Here is a 16,793-nt window from a genome sequence, read left to right on the forward strand (position 1 = left end):
ACCAAAACAGCATGAATGGTTTCTGTTTTGGTTTTTTCGTTAATTTTCATATTCTTCTAATTCCAAGCTTAGTTCTTCCCATTCCGTCAATTTTGTTTCTTGATCTTGTCTAGCAGCTTCTAAATCTTGGTTCAGCTCATTGAGTTTTACGTGATCTTCCAGGTTTTCTGGCGCGACCATTTCTTGTTCCAACTGATCGATCCATTCATCGATCCGCGCCATTTCTTCTTCAACCTGAGTAATTTTTCGTTGAAGGCTACGGATAAGCTTTTGCTGTTCTTTGCTTTGGTAATAATCAGATTTGTTCGTGGGAGCAGGAGCAGATTCTGGCTCATCTTGTGCCAACAATTCGGCGATTTCTTCTTCTTCCTGCTTTTTCTCTAAATAATAATCATAGTCTCCTAGATAGACTTTGCTGCCATTTTCAGAGAGTTCGACGACTTTTGTCGCGATCCGATTGATGAAATATCGGTCATGGGAAACAAAAAGCAGTGTGCCGTCATAATCGATCAATGCATTTTCTAATACTTCTTTGTTGTCAATATCTAAATGGTTTGTTGGTTCATCCAAAATCAAAAAATTTTCTTTGTTCATCGCTAACTTGGCTAAAGCAACCCGTGCTTTTTCACCGCCACTTAGCAGAGGGATTGGTTTTTCTACATCTTCGCCAGAAAATAAGAAAGCACCTAAAGCACTTCGGATCTCTTTTTCTGGAGTGGTAGGATGCTCATCCCACAATTCTGCTAGGATCGTCTTGTTTGTATGCAGATCAGCTTGACCTTGATCGTAATAGCCGATGGTGACATTTGTCCCTAGCGTTTCTTTTCCACGGATAAAAGGGATCTGGTGAATGATTGATTTCAGCAACGTCGATTTCCCGATACCATTCGGACCTACTAGAGCAATCGCTTCTTGACGACGGATATCTAGATTGATTGGTTCAGATAAGGTGACATTATCATATCCGATAGCGGCATCTTCGATTTGCAAGACTACATTTCCAGAAGGCTTTTCTATACTGAATAGAAAGTTTGCTTGTTTTTCATCCCCTTGAGGACGATCCAGCCGGTCCATTTTTTCTAATGTCTTTCTGCGGCTTTGCGCTCGTTTTGTGGTAGAGGCGCGAACAAGGTTCCGAGCAACGAAGTCTTCTAATTTATGGATTTCTGTTTGCTGCTTTTCATAAGCCTTCCATTCACTTGCTAACTGTTCTGCTTTCAAATCTAGATATTTCGAATAGTTACCTTTGTAATGGCGCATTTTTCTTCTGCTTAATTCATAGACTTCATTGACTACTTTATCTAAAAAATAACGGTCATGGGAAACAATCAATAATGCACCAGTATAGCTTTGCAGATAATTCTCAAGCCAGGAAAGTGTCTCGATATCTAAATGGTTCGTTGGTTCATCTAGAATCAAAATGTCAGGGTGTTGCAAAAGCATGCGAGCTAAAGCTAAACGTGTGCGCTGTCCGCCTGATAAAGTATCGATTTTCTGATCATAAAATGAAGAATCGAATTTAAACCCATGCAATACGGAACGAATTTCATTTTCATAACCATAGCCGTTTCGATCTGAAAAATCGTGTTGCAGCCGGTCGTATTCTTTTAAATAAGAACTATAAGCAGGTGTGTCTGGCGTACCTTCGCTAATGAAAATCTCTAGCTCGCGCATCCGCTCTTCCATTTGTCTAACTTGTTCAAAAGCTTTCAGCATCTCGTTCCAAACTGTTTCATTGGAATCAAGTCCTGTGTCCTGAGCGAGGTATCCGAGAGTCGCTGTTTTATTTTTAGCGATCTTTCCTTCATCAGGTGCTTCAATTCCAGCAATGATCTTTAATAAAGTCGATTTTCCAGCGCCATTTCTGCCAACTAAAGCGACACGAGCGCCTGTACTGATTTCTAAATGTATGTTTTCAAATAAGACTTCTGCACCAAAATGGCGAGCAATCTGATTGGCTTGTAATAATATCATGGAATCCTCTTTTCTACTTTGTGAATTCTCCTCAAATAAAAAACTATTTTTCAATTAGTAGTCTACCATAAATTCCATTATACTGCGAGATTTGCAGAAATGATAAATAAATGAATAAAGAATAAAATTTCACAATATCTGAGCAATGGAATTGATTTTTTCCTATAAATACTGCTATGATGGAGAAATCAAAGATGTAATTAGACAATACGTGGAGGTCATTTCGTGAAAGATCATATTATTCCAAAGGCGACAGCTAAAAGACTGCCTTTGTATTATCGCTATTTAAGGATTTTAAATAATGCTGGAAAGAAAAAAGTGTCTTCAACTGAATTAAGTGAAGCCGTTCAAGTAGATAGTGCAACGATCCGTCGAGATTTTTCTTATTTTGGCGAATTAGGAAAACGTGGGTATGGTTATGATGTAGAAGATCTTATGCACTTTTTTGCAAAGACATTAAACGACGATCAATTGACAAATGTTGCGCTGATCGGTGTAGGGAACTTGGGAAGTGCTTTACTAAAATACAAATTCCATCAAAGTAATAGCATACGTATCAGTTGTGCTTTTGATGTGAATGAGGAAATCGTTGGGCGCATCGTAGACGGTATCCCCGTTTATCCAATGGAAGATATGTCAGAACAAATCAAGATCCAACAAATCGAAGTAGCAATTTTAACGATACCCGCTGAAAGAGCACAAGAAGTAGTCAATCAGTTAACGGAAGCAGGAATCAAAGGAATCTTGAACTTTACCGCTGCTCGATTGAATGCTCCGTCAGATGTATTGATCCAAAATGTTGATTTGACGAATGAATTGCAAACCTTGATCTATTTCTTGCATTCTGACGCAAATGCGCATTCCGAAAATACAGCAGAATAAAAATAAAAAGCGATTGAACAAATGAAGGCAAAACTTTCACTTGTTCAATCGCTTTTTTCTGTTTGGACAACGATTATTTTGTTCGGAAGATTTCTTCATAAGAAAGGGAATCATCTTCTGCTGTCAGTTCATCTAGTAGATAACGGATTTTTTTAAAGTCGATGAACCGTGCTTGCCGAAAGACTTCTTTTCCTTGATGAAAAATCAGGACAACTGGCGCAGTCAGCACTTCAAATTTACTAGCTACTTCTGGTGTTTCAAATGCATCCAAATGAAGTGCCGGAATATCATAATGTGTGAGAAGTTCCTCTAGTCGTGGACGAACAGCGTGACAAACACTGCAATTAGGCATCGAAAGATAAATGACGGCAACGGATGACTGTTGCAGTATGTCTTGAACTTCAGTCAAGTTAGTGGTTTGTTTCATTTTTATTCTCCCTTTTATGATAGAAGTGATATGTATGAGACCTTAATTTAATGGGAATAACAGAAAAAGTCAATTGAAGTGCTTTGGTAAAAAATAAGAGTTGTGTAAAAATTTACAGAGCAACTTGTTTTTTTTTGAATAAAAGCGTATATTTGCAAAGCGAATGAACTAGAAATAAAAAGGAGGAAACTCATGTTTTCTTTTATTCCAAATTCGGTTTTGCAGATGAGTACGATTTTCTTATCGATCGTTATTGAAGCATTACCTTTCGTATTATTAGGCTGTCTTATCTCAGGCGCCTTACAAGTATTTTTGACCCCAGAACGTGTGAAGAGATGGCTTCCTGAAAATCGTATCTTCTCTATTTTTACTGGTTCGATCTTAGGATTTTTCTTTCCTTCATGTGAATGCGGCATCGTACCGATCGTTCATCAATTTGTTAAAAAAGGCGTACCAGTTCACACAGCGTTTGCTTTTATGCTGACTGCTCCGATCATCAATCCAATCGTGATTTTTTCCACTTTTATCGCATTTGGCAATTCTTGGCAGATGGCAAGCTGGCGGGTGATAGGCAGCTTTTTTGTTGCCCTTGTGATTGGTGTCTGGCTTGCCTATTTTCAAAAAGACGCTGTATTGAAAGAAAAAATCACGTCTAAAGTAGCAGAAAATCACCATCATCATGTCCATGAAGAAGAACAAAGTGAGAAGAATGAACCAAAAAATCAGCTGATCCATCAAACTGGGCATGTGTTGACACATTCAATCGACGAATTTTTTGATACAGGTCGTTATTTGATCATTGGCGGATTAATCGCAGCTGCGATGCAGACTTATTTACCAACTAGAATTATGCTAACGCTCGGCTCAACAAAGATTTTAGCCATTATCATCATGCTGTTATTGGCCTTTACGATGTCTCTTTGCTCAGAAGCAGATGCGTTTATAGGATCTTCTTTGTTAAGTCTGTTCGGCACAGCACCTGTAGCTGCCTTTTTGGTCTTTGGCCCAATGGTCGATATCAAAAATCTACTGATGATGAAACGATATTTTACAGGACGCTTTATTTTATCGCTGATCGGACTGATTGCCCTTAGCGTTATTGGATTCACATTATTTATTTAGGAGGGAAAATATGCTGCGGTTTTTGATTTTATCTGGGTATTTCGAATTGATGATGTACTTGCAAGTTTCTGGCAAACTCGATCAATATATCAATGTCCATTATCGCTACTTAGCTATTCTTTCAATGATTTTATCTGCTCTTTTGGCTTTAGTTCAGCTGTATTTGTGGGTCAAAAACGGAAAAGCAGAAGAAAAGGCACACGAGCACGATCATGACCATGGGTTGTCAAAACCTTATCAACGTGGAATCGCTTATGTACTGCTAGCTTTGCCAGTAATCGTGGGGACGTTGTTTCCAACAGTTAGTCTCGACACTACGATCGTAGAAGCCAAAGGATTTAATTTCCCAGTAAGTAAAGAATCAGTAGGGGATCCGGAGATGCAGACACAATACTTAAAGCCGGATACCAGTATTTATTTCAACAAATCAGACTACTTAGACCAAATGAATGAGTTGAAAGAAAAGTATGGGGATAAGCAAACTATCAAGATCACAGATGAAAACTATTTAGAAGTTATGGAGCTAATTTATAATTACCCTAGCGAATTCATTGGCAAAAAAATCAGCTATGAAGGATTTGTTTACCAAACACCGAACGATAGCAATACAGATATCTTCTTGTTCCGATTCGGCATTATCCATTGTGTGGCAGATTCAGGAGTCTTTGGTTTGTTGACGCATATGCCGGAAGGAGTAACGGTTAAAAATGATGAATGGTATAAAATAGAAGGAACCATCCAATCAGACTATTATCAACCATTCAAGCGTGAAATCCCATCTGTAGTTGTTACAAACGCTGAGAAAGTCTCTGCTCCGAAAAATCAGTATGTGTATCGTTCTTTTTAAAAGAACAAAATAAATAAACATAGCTCAGACAGCTGACACGCAAGGACGTCGGTTGTCTGGCTTTTTTTGCATGATGTATTCATTTGTTTGATATTTATTTTAGAAGCAGCATCCTGAAAGTATTTGATATCGGTTTCAAAGGTGTTGGAAAAGATTGTGAAGAGAATTACAATTTATTCCTAACATGTATGTTGAAAAGTTGTATGAAATGATTTTGATAGTAAAATATCGAGTGGAGGTACTTTTTATGGTAACGCGTATATTTATTTTGGATGATAGTTTGGTTTTTGAAAAAATGCTAGTAGAAATTTTGGAAGAATCCAGAATTTTATTAAGTCCTTGGAAATTTGAGATCGTTCAGGGATTGAACGTTATACAATTTGTTGAATTCATTAAAAATAATGAAATCTATTCCTCAGATATTTTTTTCCTAGACATCGATTTGAACGCCTATTATAGCGGTATCGAACTAGGCGAAATGCTTAGAGAAAAGAATGAAAAGTGTAAAATTGTTTATCTAACGTCTCATCCGAATAAAGCAATAACTGTTATTAATCGAAAGATTACGCCTAGTGGTTATTTGATAAAAGAATTCACTTATGAAAAAAATAAAAAAAGCATCCAAAGTTACTTATTGAAAGAAAAAGAAAACTATCCTGTTCAACATGCTACGAAAAAAAGGTGGACAACTGTCCGTTATGGTAATAGCGATCACTATATCCATTACGATGAAATCCTTTATCTAATGAGCATGCCAGGTTATAAAAATAAAATAGGCCTAGTATTGAAAGATGAAGAGATTCTCGTAAACGGCACAATTAAAAAATATAAAAAATCACTCGAATATGAGTATTTATGTAAAGATTTAAAAGCTTATATCATTAATACTGAAAACATCACATCTATTAGCAGAGTAAACGAAATAGTAACATTTGCAAATGGAGAACAACTAGAGATGGGAAAGAGAAGTATTGATAAACTAAAGAATTTTATGCAAGAAAAGATAGAAAATGAATCATTTTAAAGAAAACAAAGACTCATATCTTACCTGTTAGAAGAGTGTTTTCCTGTAGAAGAGAACAACCCAAGTAGCAGCCTAGTCGTTTCTATCCTTTTTTGTTATGCACTCTTTTTGACATTTACTCCACCAATAACGAAGGGTACAATAAAAAGTAATAACAAACAAAAGGAGTACTGAAATGATTGAATTCATCAATATAAGTAAAAGTTACGGGAAAAAACAAGCATTAAAAGACTTGTCTCTCTCGATAAGACAAGGGGAAATTTTTGGATTTTTAGGACATAATGGTGCCGGAAAATCAACTACGATTAAAAGTTTAGTTAGTATTATTGAACCATCATCGGGAACGATTTTAGTAGATGGAATGAAATTGACGGAAAATCGCTTGAGTATCAAACAAAAAATCGGTTATGTGCCTGATTCACCAGATATTTTTTTACAATTGACGGCTGGAGAATATTGGGACTTGATTTCAGCTGCCTATGAATTAGACACACAAAAAAAAGAAAAGCGTTTAGCAGAATTGACAGCGCTTTTTGATATGTATAGTCATCAAAATGAAACAATCGCAAGTTTTTCACATGGAATGCGTCAAAAAACGATTTTGATCGGCACGTTGCTGCCAGATCCAGATATTTGGGTATTGGATGAACCTTTGCAAGGACTTGATCCTCAAGCAGCATTTGATTTGAAAGAAATGATGAAGGCTCATGCCGCAAAAGGAAAAACGGTCATTTTTTCTACACATGTATTGGATACCGCACAACAGTTATGCGATAAACTGGCTATTTTGAAGAAAGGTGAATTGATTTATCAGGGGGCAGTTAGTGAATTATTGAATGGCTCACCTGATGAAACGCTAGAAAAGATTTATTTGAAAATGGCTGGAAGGCAAGCGACAGGAGATGGGCCGTATGTATAAGCGACAATTATTAGAATTAATTCGAGTTAATCTTTTATATGTTAATCCACAGCTCACGAATAAAGCAAGAGAGAAAGGAAAAAAGGGAAAGCGATTAACTATCTATCTTTTGTCTCAAAATCTTCTTTCAGGGCTGATTTTTTTACTGATTTACGGATTTGCTATGTTTGCTATGAACTTTGTTAAATTGCCAGGTTTCTTTACTTATTACGTGGCACTTTTTGGTATGTTAGGTTTAACTCAAAGTATATCAGTCATTTATAATATCTTTTTTGAAGGAAATGACCTGCAAGTATTTTTGCCTCTGCCTTTTGGACAAGGACAGGTTTTTTCAGCAAAGATTTTGGTAGTTGCTTTGACCATCATCCCTTTTGTTTTTCCGCTTCTAGTCATGTTTATTTTAACCGGATGGCGAGCTGATCTAGGGATTTTGCTTACTATCATTATCTCGATCCTTTTGTTTTCTCTATTTTTGATTATTCTTTTTTGTCTGGCTAGTTTGATTGTTTTTGGTTTGGCTCGAACAGCAGTGTTTAAAAAACATAGAAAAACAGTTTCTAGTATCTTGCTTGGCAGCTCGATGCTGATCGCATTTGCTGGAATCATGTGGATGAATCATCAAACGGGGACTATTGAAAATGAGTTAACAGATCGGCATCCGATTTCGATATTATTGCCATTCTATGATGCTGCCAGTCAGCCACTTTCTCAACAAGGTTTATTGGGTTGGGGAATACTAGCTATCACGGCTCTGGGATTTTTCCTTGCTGTAAAACAGCTGATAGTACCAAAGCTTACAGAGCAACTGACTGATTCAAACAGTGAGTTCAAAATAAAAAGAACCCATAAAAAGAACCAAAATGTGCATCAGCTTTTATTTAGTTACAATGCTCAATTAGTAAAAGAACCTAATTTGATTATGCAAGTTCTTTCTTCTTCCTTGTTAACTCCAATCATTTTTATTCTTGCTTTTGCCCTAGGAGGCGAAATAAAATTAACTGATTTAGATAATAAGTTAATCGGTGTTGTTTTCCTGGTAGGGATCGCATTGGCTTTCTTAACAGTTAATCAGACTTCTTTTATCAGTAATCTTATTTCTTTGGATCAAGAAAATTTTCTGTTTATCCGTTCTTTGCCAATCTCTATGAACCAATATTTAAAAGAAAAGTTCAGATTCGGATGGATATTGCAGAGTTTTTTAACTGGTGGGATCGCATTATTAAGCGGACTGTCTTTTCGGCTGCCTTTGTTTTTTATCCCTAGCTTGCTATTTGGTTCTTTATTCGGCTGCTACTTATTGTCACTACGTTATTTCGCTAGAGATTATCGGTTGCTGCTGCTGAACTGGACCAATATTAATCAATTATTTAACAGAGGTTCAGGAAGTTTGGGTTTAGTCGCAACTATGATGGGTTCATTGATCATCAGTATTATTCTTATCGTCTTATACGGAATGTTGGCTTTGTTTTATCCATTTTGGTTAGTGAATATTCCTGTGATCGGTTTAGTTCTAATACTTTCCGCTCTATGGATCGTTTATTATCAACGAACGTTTTGGAAAAAATTTGAATAAAGAAGAGGGGCCGTGACAAAAATCATGTCGCAGCCCCTTTTTTACAGATAGAGGGTGTTCAAAAGTCAGTTTCTCAGTATTAAGTCAATTTTATGTAAAAATGTGAGAAGCTATTTTTACAAAACTTTTTTTAATACTCATAATTACTTCTTATTGCTCCTGCGGTTACTTGTCGCAATGTTTGTGAGATATTTTGTCATCGCTCAAGGCTGAACGTCTCTTTCACAACCTTTTCTTTGTTACACTTCGTTTATTTAAAAAGCCGTTTTTTTCGTTTCATCATGATTGCGTCACGCTTTACTTTGAAATTACGGATGTTATGGTTAAAGACTTCTGATAATACAAGACCTAAAGCGATTGCTCCAGCAATCATAATTGCTTGGACCGCATAATGAGCCGCTTCTCGATAGGATTCAGTAACGAGATTCCGAACCGCTTGATAAGCTAAACCACCAGGGACTAGAGGAACCATCCCGGGAATATTGAAAATCGTTACGGGCATTTTCAAACGTTTAGAGAAAAGATCGCTGATGAATGCTACTCCTAAAGAACCAAGCAATGAACCAAAAGCAGCAGATCCGCCTATTTGAACACAGATCCAGTAGATCATCCAGCCAAAAGCACCAGAAAGACCACAACAAATCAATGAACGCCTAGGTACATTTGTAATAACGGCAAATGCCGCAGTCGCTAAAAAACTAAAAGAAAACTGAATAAATATCGTCCCCATACTTGTGTTCCTTTCCTAATAAAAAAGCTGGAAAATAAAAGCAATCGCAAAACCGATCATCGTAGCAGTCATCATCGCTTCTGTTCCACGAGAAACTCCTGAGACATAATGTCCAGCTAGCAAATCACGGATAGCGTTCGTAATTTGAACTCCAGGAACTAAAGGCATCACACATCCGATAATGATTAGATCCTGATTGCTTCCTAAGCCAAAACGTACGCTGTAGATAGCGGCTATGCCAATCAATAAAGAAGATAAAAATTCCGATAAAAATTTGATTCTAAAAAATTTCAAACTATATAGATAAGCTGCGTATCCCAATCCTCCAATGACTAAAGTCACAGGTAAATCGGTCATCTTTCCGCCAAATAACACCATAATTGTTCCACTGATCACTGCCGCGCTAACGATTTGCAACCAGACAGGAAAGAAAGAACGGTCTCGGTCGATTGCTTGCAGTTCGCAGTAAAGTTCTTCTAATGTTAGCTCTGAAGCAACATATTTACGTGAAAGATCATTTACTTTTACTACTTTTTCTAAATTAATCGAACGGTTGGTAATTTGTTCCATCCGGATGGTCGAGGTACGATCAAGACCAATAAAGAGACCGGTTTGAGTGACATAGCTGACCAAACGGAAATTTCCAGAAGCTAAAGCAATTCGACTCATCGTATCTTCTACCCGATACATCTCCGCATTGCTTTCCATCATGATTTTCCCAGCGAGTAAACAAGTGTCCAGCAACAGATCTAATTCTTTTCCCGTCATAGCATCTTCTCCAATAATTGATTGATTAGTTTTATTTTACTACAAAACATACCAGAAGCGTAAAGAATAAAAAAACTTGAGGAAGGAATAAAAGAGGCGTATACTGTTTTTGTATTGCGGGTGTAGTTTAGTGGTAAAATCCCAGCTTCCCAAGCTGATGTCGCGGGTTCGATTCCCGTCACCCGCTTAAAATAGGTTGTGAAAAAGCTGCTCTGCAACAAGTAATAAGAACAGCCAAGCAAAAACAACTTCTTATGTTTTTAACTTGGATGGACTTATTACCGCAGATGCAAGCTTTTGCGCACCGTTTACCAAGCGGTTGTGAAATCAGTGTATTGTCTTGAGTATGAAGAAAATTTTTGAATAATAATAAATACCTTACAGATAGAGTGGTGACTGATTAGAGACGAGGAATCCGTCTCTTTTTTGTATTTTTAAGCCATCTTAAAACAGGTTTTATTTTTTGCTGTTTCTATCTCTTTCTAGTATTTATTTATAGGGGAACATATGTTAAGATTTAGGGAGCTGTTAGTAAAGGAGTAAAGAAATGAGCAAAAAAACAACCAAGGCGATCGTGGGGATCGTCGCTGCTGTGATTGCAGGGGCATTCGGTGTTTCCACCACACAAAAAGATTCAGATATCTTTCAGCAGATTACAACTATTTTTGATTCCACACCACAAGCTTCTCAAGTAGCGGATGTGCCAGAATATGATGGAAAACATCAAGAAATAGAAATCAATGGGAATCAGCCGGAATTTACAAAAGAGGATCTTAGCCTTTCCAAAGGGACATGGGAAAGCTATTCAAATATTGATAAATTGAACAGAGTAGGACAAGCCAATGCTATGCTTGGAAAAGATTTGTTCCCTACTGAAAAGAGAGAGCCTTTGTATATTGACCCGACAGGTTGGAAACAAAAGAAATTAAGTGACGGGCAATGGTTATATAATCGCAGCCATTTAATTGGTTTCCAGCTGACTGGTCAAAATAACAACATTAAAAACTTGATGACAGGGACACGTTCGTTGAATGCTCCCTACATGCTTGCTCACGAAAATGATATTGCGGCATATATCAAAGAAACAAATCATCATGTACGCTACCGTGTCACTCCTCATTTTGAGGGGGATGAACTGGTAGCCAGGGGAGTGCAATTGGAAGCAGAAAGCATTGAAGACAAAAAAATTGAATTCAATGTCTTTATCTACAATGTTCAAGATGGCTACACGATCAATTATGAGACAGGACAAGCAACAAAAACAAAAAATTAGTAGCAGCTATTCGAATTTTTTATGAATATTATGAAAAAATTGTGTAAAAACATACATTCAAAGAAATATAGCGTATACTTTATGAAAAGAGTACTTTTGATAAAGCTACAGAAAAAAGGAAAAAAACATACAAATAGTGTTTCTTAATTTATTCGGAAGTTTGGAATATTTGTTTGTAGTTTTCCCTTTCTTCGAGTAAAATAAGGTTGTAGAAGGTAAGCTGGAATTACCTTGCGGGAAAGAGGTGTAGAATCATGGGTTTTACAGATGAAACCGTACGTTTTGGTTTTGACGATAGTCGCAAAAAAGAAGTGAGCGAAACATTAGCGATTGTTTATCGGGCTTTGGAAGAAAAAGGCTACAATCCAATCAATCAGATTGTCGGCTACTTGCTTTCTGGAGACCCGGCCTACATTCCTCGTTATCGTGATGCTCGAAATTTGATTCGCCGTCACGAACGCGATGAGATCATGGAAGTAATTGTCAAGGACTACCTCTCAAATCATGGAGTGAATTTATGAGAGTAATGGGCTTGGATGTCGGTTCTAAGACAGTAGGTGTTGCTATCAGTGACCCCTTGGGCTGGACAGCTCAAGGAGTAGAGATCATTCGGATCAATGAAGCAGAAGAAGAGTTTGGCTTTGATCGGTTGAAGGAATTAGTAGCACAATATGAAGTAGACCGGTTTGTAGTTGGATTACCTAAAAATATGAACAATTCCATCGGACCAAGGGCAGAGGCTTCCATGTCATACGGAGAAAAGATCAAAGAACTATTCTCCTTGCCAGTTGATTATCAAGATGAACGATTAACCACTGTTCAGGCAGAACGTATGCTAGTAGAGCAGGCAAATACTTCAAGAGCCAAACGAAAAAAAGTCATCGATAAATTAGCAGCTGTGATGATCTTACAAAATTATTTAGACGGCTCAGGTAAGCAATTATTTTAATAATAAAAGAAAAGAGGTAATCTTATGACAGAACATAACCATTCCCACGACCATGAAGGACACGAACACATCACATTGGTGGATGACCAAGGAAATGAAACATTATATGAAATCCTACTAACAGTTGACGGACAAGAAGAATTTGGACGTAACTATGTTCTTTTATATCCTGCTGGTGTTTCAGAAGATGAAGATGTAGAATTACAAGCTTATGCATACATCGAAAACGAAGATGGAACAGAAGGCGAGTTAGAACAAATCGAAACAGACGCAGAATGGGACATGATTGAAGAAGTATTCAATACATTCATGGCGGAAGAAGAAGAATAAGCTGTAAATGATAGCTGAACCCTTGGTAGATAAGGGTTCAGCTTTTTTTTGTTTTGAATTGAATACGGGATTGAATACGTTCCGCTAGAAATTTAGGTGCTCTGCAAGCTTTTCAACGGTTTTTTCTTTGGTTTCTTTAGTTAGATGAGCATAGGTATCCATTGTTAATTTGATTGATGAGTGTCTAAGGCGTTCTTGAACTTCCTTCATGGAGACTCCCGACTCTAACAGCATACTAGCATGAGTGTGTCTGGTTACATGGTTACCTAGAAATGGAATACCAGAATTCTTGCAGATTGTGATCATACGAGAATAGATAGCGTGTTTAGTAATGATTTCTTTGTAGATTCCACAAAAAATCATTGTTGGATCAGTAATCCCGAGGGTTAACATATATCTTTTTTGATTGATTTGCCATTTCTTTAGCCAATTAATGGTTTTATTGTCTAAAGATAGGGAACCATAGCTATTTCTCGTTTTTGGACTTGAAATTTTGTACCCATATTTTGTTTGGCTTAAGGTTTTGTTTATAGTGACGGTGTTTGAATCAAAGTCAATATCTGACCAGTCTAAGGCTAAAGCCTCACTGATTCGACAGCCACTAAAAAATAGAAAGCGCAGTAAAGTTTTATCGTACTCTGCCCTATACGTACTTCTTTTGGATTCCAAATATTGAAATAAGGTTTCTAATTGATCTCGTGAATAAATTTTGACAGTATCCTTCTTTTTTTCAACATTTCTGTTGGGCATGATTACGAGCTCACAGGGATTTTTAGTGATCAGCCCTAGAGTCATTGCGTATTTGAAAATACGGCTTACGGTAGAATGTAGGACTTTATATTGATCTGTTGTTTTAGCCCACTGATTCAATATCTTCTGAACATGTTTTGTAGTAATTTCTTTAATTCTAAACTGCCCATATTTTGGAAGAATCCATTTATTAAACTTGATCTCAATTTTTAATTGAGTGACTTCTTTTACAGTAGTTTTATAGCTTTCATACCAGAGATCATACACTTCTTGGAAAGTTTCGTTCGTTTCCCTTTTAAGTCCATTCTCTTCAAAGTCTACAAGTAGTCTATTAAGCTCTATTTGAGCTTCTTTTTTTGTTTTAAAATTTCTACGTGTAGTACGGACTTCTTTACCAGTTAGCGGGCTGATTCCAAGGTATGTTTGAAACATCCAAGCTTTGGTTCCGTCTTTCTTTTCATATTGTTTAATTGTTGCCATTGTTTTTCCTCCTATCAGTTGCGTGGCGTGCTTTTGATAGGAAAATGTAATCTTTATTCTTCTATATCATATTGATTTTGAAAATATTTTTTTTTGTTGAATGTAGTTGTTTTTATTTCATCAATAAAAGATGTTAATTCTTTTAAATAATTTAATAAATCTTCATCGTTACCTGCGTTTGTAGATTTGATTTCGCTATCAATTAAACCAAATGCAACACCTAAATAATTGAATACCTCATAATTGATACTTTTAAGACTTTTCTGTCTGTTTGAAAGTTTTTCATCAAGACAAATATATATGAAACCCAGGATGAGTTGGTCATCTGATTTATCAGTTTGCAAGAGTTTTTTATATACATCATCTATAATCATTTCTACAAAGTTATCTTTTAAAGAAGGTGATTTATCTAGACTATATGTTTTCGATACTGCTAAAAATAAGTCATATAGACCAAGCCTATCTCTGTCTTTACCGAAATCTTTGAATTTGTTATGGAAGGTACCGTTGTCAAAAAAAATCTCATTGAATAAATACTTGATATATTTCTTAGTTTTTTGAGAATTACCTGTCAGTAGATATTCAGTAGAAACACCACCAAGTTTAGCAATACTTAGTAGCCGCGCTTTGTTGGGTATGTTCTTTCCTTTTTCCCATCTAGAAACATTGCTTTTGCTTGCGGGAGGTGTCAGATTTTCGCCAAATTCTTCAAGGGTATACCCTAAAGAAACACGTATTTCTTGTATTCGTTTTCCAATTTCAGGATTAATGTTTTTATCAAACAAAATGGTTTCACCACCTTCATCTATTCTATTCTACAGTTTACACTACATTCTCATATAATGAAATGAAAAAGTAGATAAAAGTTGAATTTTACGTTGCGGTATGAATAAATATATGTTATTCTTTTAGTGACGAAAAGTTGAAAAGAAGGAGGAGTCATGAAGCCTAAAGATTTTAGAAAGTTTTGTGGATTATCACAATCTGAACTTGCTGAAAAATATGGCATTTCAGTACAAGCGGTAAGAAACAAAGAAAGCGGTAAAACAAACTATTCTCCAGAAGAAATGATTATTTTGAAGTATCTTGTGAAAGAAAAAGGAATTGAAAATATCACAATTGATCAAATTTTTTTTAATGAAAAGTGACGAAAAGTTGAATTTGACTACATGTGGTCAAATTAGTGGGGGCAAAGAAAATGAAATCTGAGATTCAAGTTATTCTGCCATGGGATTTAGATCAAGAATTGCGAAGATATTTCTATCGAGTTGCAAAAGAAGCAGTAGATCAAGTTCGAATTGAAACATCTCTAAGCAAAGAAGTTTTTAGATTGGGAGAAGCTTGTAAGTATTTAAGCTGTAGCAGAAGTACATTAAAAAAATTTATCAGAGAGAAAGGTTTAAAAGTAAGCATAATCGGAGATTGTCAATTTATTAGAAAAGAAGAATTAGCAAGGTTTATCAAAGAATATGAAGTATAAAAAGTTGCGTGGCGTGCTTTTGATAGAAAAAAGGAAGTGTTTGTTTGAATAATGATGAAGTATAGAAAATATAAAAATACTTTGAAAAAAATTAAAAGGAGTGTTCCCGACAGTTTGGCGACCACAGGAAACACTCGACAATAAAGTTCTAAGAAAACTTTATTTGACTACATTTTAACATTTATTAGAAAGAAGAGGAATAAATGGAAGAAATAGATAAATTAATTGCTCAGTATGCATACTCAAAAGATGACGTATATGCTGAAAAATACTTGAAGTATCCGATTTTTTTAGATAAACATAAAAAATATAAGAAGATGAAACAAAGTACAAAAAAAGTTTATATGTATTTGAAAAAACAAAATGAATATTCTTTAGAGAATTCAAAAGTTGACAGCAAAGAAAGAATTTTTTTGATTTTTGCTATAGAAAAAATAGCTGAAAAATCTTGTTTAACAAAGAAAACGGTAATAAGCGCTTTGAGAGAGCTAGAAGAATATAAATTAATTACGATTAAAAAAAATGGATTTAACAAAAAAACTGGGAAGAATAATCCAAATTTTTATTATTTATTGAAACCAGAATTCAGCGAAGGAGATTTCTACAAAAAAAAGTGCATTGAGGAAAATTTACACCTTCCGACAAATCAACATTACAGTCCAAGTGAAAAAAATACACCTTCCGACAAATCAACATTCAATGGTGATAAGTCATTCCCGCTTTCAGGTGAAAAATTTTCACAAGAACTTAATCATTCTTCTAAAGATTTTAAAGATTTTAAAGAATCTCAAAATGCTGACTTTATTGATTCACTTTCAGTTGAAAATAAAAAATTAGATGAAATATTAATTGAATCATTAATTGAAAAAGAATGGCTTTTTCAGGTATGGGGGGATAATATTGTAAACTGTCTGAAATTAGTGGGTAATAACGATTACAGTCAATTTTATGACTGGTATAAAAAATTCAAATATGCGATTAAATCTGCTGAAAAAGAACAAAAAATTCAACTGAAAATTATCTATGAAATCTGTAATAACAAGTATTTTGTAGATTATGTTAGAGAACAGCTATCAATGACTTTACGTGACTTGATACGAAGAGCAAAAACAGATCACCGTATCAAACAAAAAGACGATTATATCTTTGCTTCTCTAAAAAATAAAGCGTTAGAACTAATTGAATTGCAAATCAGTGAAGGAATAGATAAGCAATAAGAATAGAATTGAGTCAAATGAAGTGGAGGGGTATCTCCGCTTCATTTG

The 16,793-nt window shown here is 35.7% G+C and carries 19 protein-coding genes and 1 tRNA gene; 14 read left to right on the plus strand and 6 right to left on the minus strand.

What is annotated here, in order from left to right; genetic code table 11:
• Positions 1-39 precede the first annotated feature (39 nt).
• Complete coding sequence (locus tag IGL15_RS04005; RefSeq protein ID WP_002287747.1) at positions 40-1,974, minus strand: ABC-F family ATP-binding cassette domain-containing protein; 1,935 nt, start codon at positions 1,972-1,974, stop codon at positions 40-42.
• Positions 1,975-2,199: 225 nt separating this feature from the next.
• Between IGL15_RS04005 and IGL15_RS04010 the strand changes: the two genes are divergently transcribed.
• Entirely contained in the window at positions 2,200-2,856 is a 657-nt protein-coding gene (locus tag IGL15_RS04010; protein ID WP_002287746.1) for a redox-sensing transcriptional repressor Rex, read from the plus strand.
• A 73-nt stretch (positions 2,857-2,929) separates the two neighbouring features.
• Here IGL15_RS04010 and IGL15_RS04015 read toward each other — a convergent pair whose 3' ends face one another.
• Positions 2,930-3,283 (minus strand): thioredoxin family protein, encoded by a 354-nt coding sequence (locus IGL15_RS04015; RefSeq protein WP_002287745.1) that lies wholly within the window; start codon positions 3,281-3,283, stop codon positions 2,930-2,932.
• 192 nt (positions 3,284-3,475) lie between these two features.
• On the opposite strand from IGL15_RS04015, the gene IGL15_RS04020 reads away from it, so the two are divergent.
• The 5 genes from IGL15_RS04020 to IGL15_RS04040 all read left to right on the plus strand — a co-directional run bounded on the left by IGL15_RS04020 (position 3,476) and on the right by IGL15_RS04040 (position 8,768).
• The gene (locus IGL15_RS04020; RefSeq protein ID WP_002287744.1) at positions 3,476-4,405 is read left to right on the plus strand and encodes a permease; all 930 of its coding nucleotides are present in this window, start codon (positions 3,476-3,478) and stop codon (positions 4,403-4,405) included.
• Positions 4,406-4,415: 10 nt separating this feature from the next.
• Positions 4,416-5,252 carry a TIGR03943 family putative permease subunit gene (locus tag IGL15_RS04025; protein WP_002287743.1) on the plus strand — a complete coding sequence of 279 codons (837 nt, stop codon included), beginning with the start codon at positions 4,416-4,418 and terminating at the stop codon, positions 5,250-5,252.
• Positions 5,253-5,499: 247 nt separating this feature from the next.
• Entirely contained in the window at positions 5,500-6,276 is a 777-nt protein-coding gene (locus IGL15_RS04030) for a LytR/AlgR family response regulator transcription factor (protein ID WP_002287742.1), read from the plus strand.
• Positions 6,277-6,451: 175 nt separating this feature from the next.
• On the plus strand, positions 6,452-7,195 hold the full coding sequence (locus IGL15_RS04035) for an ABC transporter ATP-binding protein (RefSeq protein ID WP_002300761.1): 744 nt from the start codon (positions 6,452-6,454) through the stop codon (positions 7,193-7,195).
• The gene (locus IGL15_RS04040) at positions 7,188-8,768 is read left to right on the plus strand and encodes a hypothetical protein (RefSeq protein WP_002300762.1); all 1,581 of its coding nucleotides are present in this window, start codon (positions 7,188-7,190) and stop codon (positions 8,766-8,768) included. The genes IGL15_RS04035 and IGL15_RS04040 overlap by 8 nt, the downstream gene beginning before the upstream one ends.
• A gap of 250 nt (positions 8,769-9,018) precedes the next feature.
• Here IGL15_RS04040 and IGL15_RS04045 read toward each other — a convergent pair whose 3' ends face one another.
• Both IGL15_RS04045 and IGL15_RS04050 read right to left on the minus strand, forming a co-directional pair.
• On the minus strand, positions 9,019-9,498 hold the full coding sequence (locus tag IGL15_RS04045) for a threonine/serine exporter family protein (protein WP_002289868.1): 480 nt from the start codon (positions 9,496-9,498) through the stop codon (positions 9,019-9,021).
• 15 nt (positions 9,499-9,513) lie between these two features.
• The gene (locus IGL15_RS04050) at positions 9,514-10,266 is read right to left on the minus strand and encodes a threonine/serine exporter family protein (protein ID WP_002289867.1); all 753 of its coding nucleotides are present in this window, start codon (positions 10,264-10,266) and stop codon (positions 9,514-9,516) included.
• A 116-nt stretch (positions 10,267-10,382) separates the two neighbouring features.
• On the opposite strand from IGL15_RS04050, the gene IGL15_RS04055 reads away from it, so the two are divergent.
• From IGL15_RS04055 to IGL15_RS04075, 5 genes are all read left to right on the plus strand, one after another.
• A tRNA-Gly gene (locus IGL15_RS04055) sits at positions 10,383-10,453 on the plus strand.
• Between the two features lie 360 nt (positions 10,454-10,813).
• On the plus strand, positions 10,814-11,539 hold the full coding sequence (locus tag IGL15_RS04060) for a DNA/RNA non-specific endonuclease (RefSeq protein ID WP_002300763.1): 726 nt from the start codon (positions 10,814-10,816) through the stop codon (positions 11,537-11,539).
• A 254-nt stretch (positions 11,540-11,793) separates the two neighbouring features.
• A complete protein-coding gene (locus IGL15_RS04065) occupies positions 11,794-12,060 on the plus strand; it encodes an IreB family regulatory phosphoprotein (RefSeq protein WP_002290885.1) in 267 nt (88 codons plus the stop codon).
• A complete protein-coding gene (ruvX, locus tag IGL15_RS04070) occupies positions 12,057-12,488 on the plus strand; it encodes a Holliday junction resolvase RuvX (RefSeq protein WP_104765531.1) in 432 nt (143 codons plus the stop codon). Before IGL15_RS04065 ends, ruvX begins: the two co-directional genes overlap by 4 nt.
• A 24-nt stretch (positions 12,489-12,512) precedes the next feature.
• Positions 12,513-12,818 carry a DUF1292 domain-containing protein gene (locus IGL15_RS04075; protein ID WP_002290887.1) on the plus strand — a complete coding sequence of 102 codons (306 nt, stop codon included), beginning with the start codon at positions 12,513-12,515 and terminating at the stop codon, positions 12,816-12,818.
• Between the two features lie 84 nt (positions 12,819-12,902).
• On the opposite strand, the gene IGL15_RS04080 is transcribed toward IGL15_RS04075, so the two are convergent.
• Positions 12,903-14,048, minus strand: coding sequence for a site-specific integrase (locus IGL15_RS04080; protein ID WP_010729031.1), 1,146 nt, complete (start codon positions 14,046-14,048; stop codon positions 12,903-12,905).
• A gap of 53 nt (positions 14,049-14,101) precedes the next feature.
• The gene (locus IGL15_RS04085; RefSeq protein ID WP_010729032.1) at positions 14,102-14,833 is read right to left on the minus strand and encodes a helix-turn-helix domain-containing protein; all 732 of its coding nucleotides are present in this window, start codon (positions 14,831-14,833) and stop codon (positions 14,102-14,104) included.
• 156 nt (positions 14,834-14,989) lie between these two features.
• Here IGL15_RS04085 and IGL15_RS04090 point away from each other — a divergent pair, with 156 nt between their 5' ends.
• The 3 genes from IGL15_RS04090 (at position 14,990) to IGL15_RS04100 (ending at position 16,745) form a co-directional block, all read left to right on the plus strand.
• On the plus strand, positions 14,990-15,196 hold the full coding sequence (locus IGL15_RS04090; protein ID WP_010729033.1) for a helix-turn-helix transcriptional regulator: 207 nt from the start codon (positions 14,990-14,992) through the stop codon (positions 15,194-15,196).
• A gap of 50 nt (positions 15,197-15,246) precedes the next feature.
• Entirely contained in the window at positions 15,247-15,528 is a 282-nt protein-coding gene (locus IGL15_RS04095) for a helix-turn-helix domain-containing protein (RefSeq protein ID WP_104765530.1), read from the plus strand.
• Between the two features lie 203 nt (positions 15,529-15,731).
• Positions 15,732-16,745: a replication initiator protein A gene (locus IGL15_RS04100; protein WP_104765529.1), complete on the plus strand. Its 1,014-nt coding sequence runs from the start codon at positions 15,732-15,734 to the stop codon at positions 16,743-16,745.
• Positions 16,746-16,793: the final 48 nt, after the last annotated feature.

This window comes from Enterococcus sp. DIV0436a (assembly GCF_051711605.1).
GTDB lineage: Bacteria > Bacillota > Bacilli > Lactobacillales > Enterococcaceae > Enterococcus_B > Enterococcus_B faecium.

Bases quoted from the DNA above. Each gene is read 5' to 3' on its own strand.
- IGL15_RS04005 (WP_002287747.1), bottom strand. From the start codon at position 1,974: ATGATATTATTACAAGCCAATCAGATTGCTCGCCATTTTGGTGCAGAA.
- IGL15_RS04015 (WP_002287745.1), bottom strand. From the start codon at position 3,283: ATGAAACAAACCACTAACTTGACTGAAGTTCAAGACATACTGCAACAG.
- IGL15_RS04020 (WP_002287744.1), top strand. From the start codon at position 3,476: ATGTTTTCTTTTATTCCAAATTCGGTTTTGCAGATGAGTACGATTTTC.
- IGL15_RS04025 (WP_002287743.1), top strand. From the start codon at position 4,416: ATGCTGCGGTTTTTGATTTTATCTGGGTATTTCGAATTGATGATGTAC.
- IGL15_RS04030 (WP_002287742.1), top strand. From the start codon at position 5,500: ATGGTAACGCGTATATTTATTTTGGATGATAGTTTGGTTTTTGAAAAA.
- IGL15_RS04035 (WP_002300761.1), top strand. From the start codon at position 6,452: ATGATTGAATTCATCAATATAAGTAAAAGTTACGGGAAAAAACAAGCA.
- IGL15_RS04040 (WP_002300762.1), top strand. From the start codon at position 7,188: ATGTATAAGCGACAATTATTAGAATTAATTCGAGTTAATCTTTTATAT.
- IGL15_RS04045 (WP_002289868.1), bottom strand. From the start codon at position 9,498: ATGGGGACGATATTTATTCAGTTTTCTTTTAGTTTTTTAGCGACTGCG.
- IGL15_RS04050 (WP_002289867.1), bottom strand. From the start codon at position 10,266: ATGACGGGAAAAGAATTAGATCTGTTGCTGGACACTTGTTTACTCGCT.
- IGL15_RS04060 (WP_002300763.1), top strand. From the start codon at position 10,814: ATGAGCAAAAAAACAACCAAGGCGATCGTGGGGATCGTCGCTGCTGTG.
- IGL15_RS04065 (WP_002290885.1), top strand. From the start codon at position 11,794: ATGGGTTTTACAGATGAAACCGTACGTTTTGGTTTTGACGATAGTCGC.
- ruvX (WP_104765531.1), top strand. From the start codon at position 12,057: ATGAGAGTAATGGGCTTGGATGTCGGTTCTAAGACAGTAGGTGTTGCT.
- IGL15_RS04075 (WP_002290887.1), top strand. From the start codon at position 12,513: ATGACAGAACATAACCATTCCCACGACCATGAAGGACACGAACACATC.
- IGL15_RS04080 (WP_010729031.1), bottom strand. From the start codon at position 14,048: ATGGCAACAATTAAACAATATGAAAAGAAAGACGGAACCAAAGCTTGG.
- IGL15_RS04090 (WP_010729033.1), top strand. From the start codon at position 14,990: ATGAAGCCTAAAGATTTTAGAAAGTTTTGTGGATTATCACAATCTGAA.
- IGL15_RS04095 (WP_104765530.1), top strand. From the start codon at position 15,247: ATGAAATCTGAGATTCAAGTTATTCTGCCATGGGATTTAGATCAAGAA.
- IGL15_RS04100 (WP_104765529.1), top strand. From the start codon at position 15,732: ATGGAAGAAATAGATAAATTAATTGCTCAGTATGCATACTCAAAAGAT.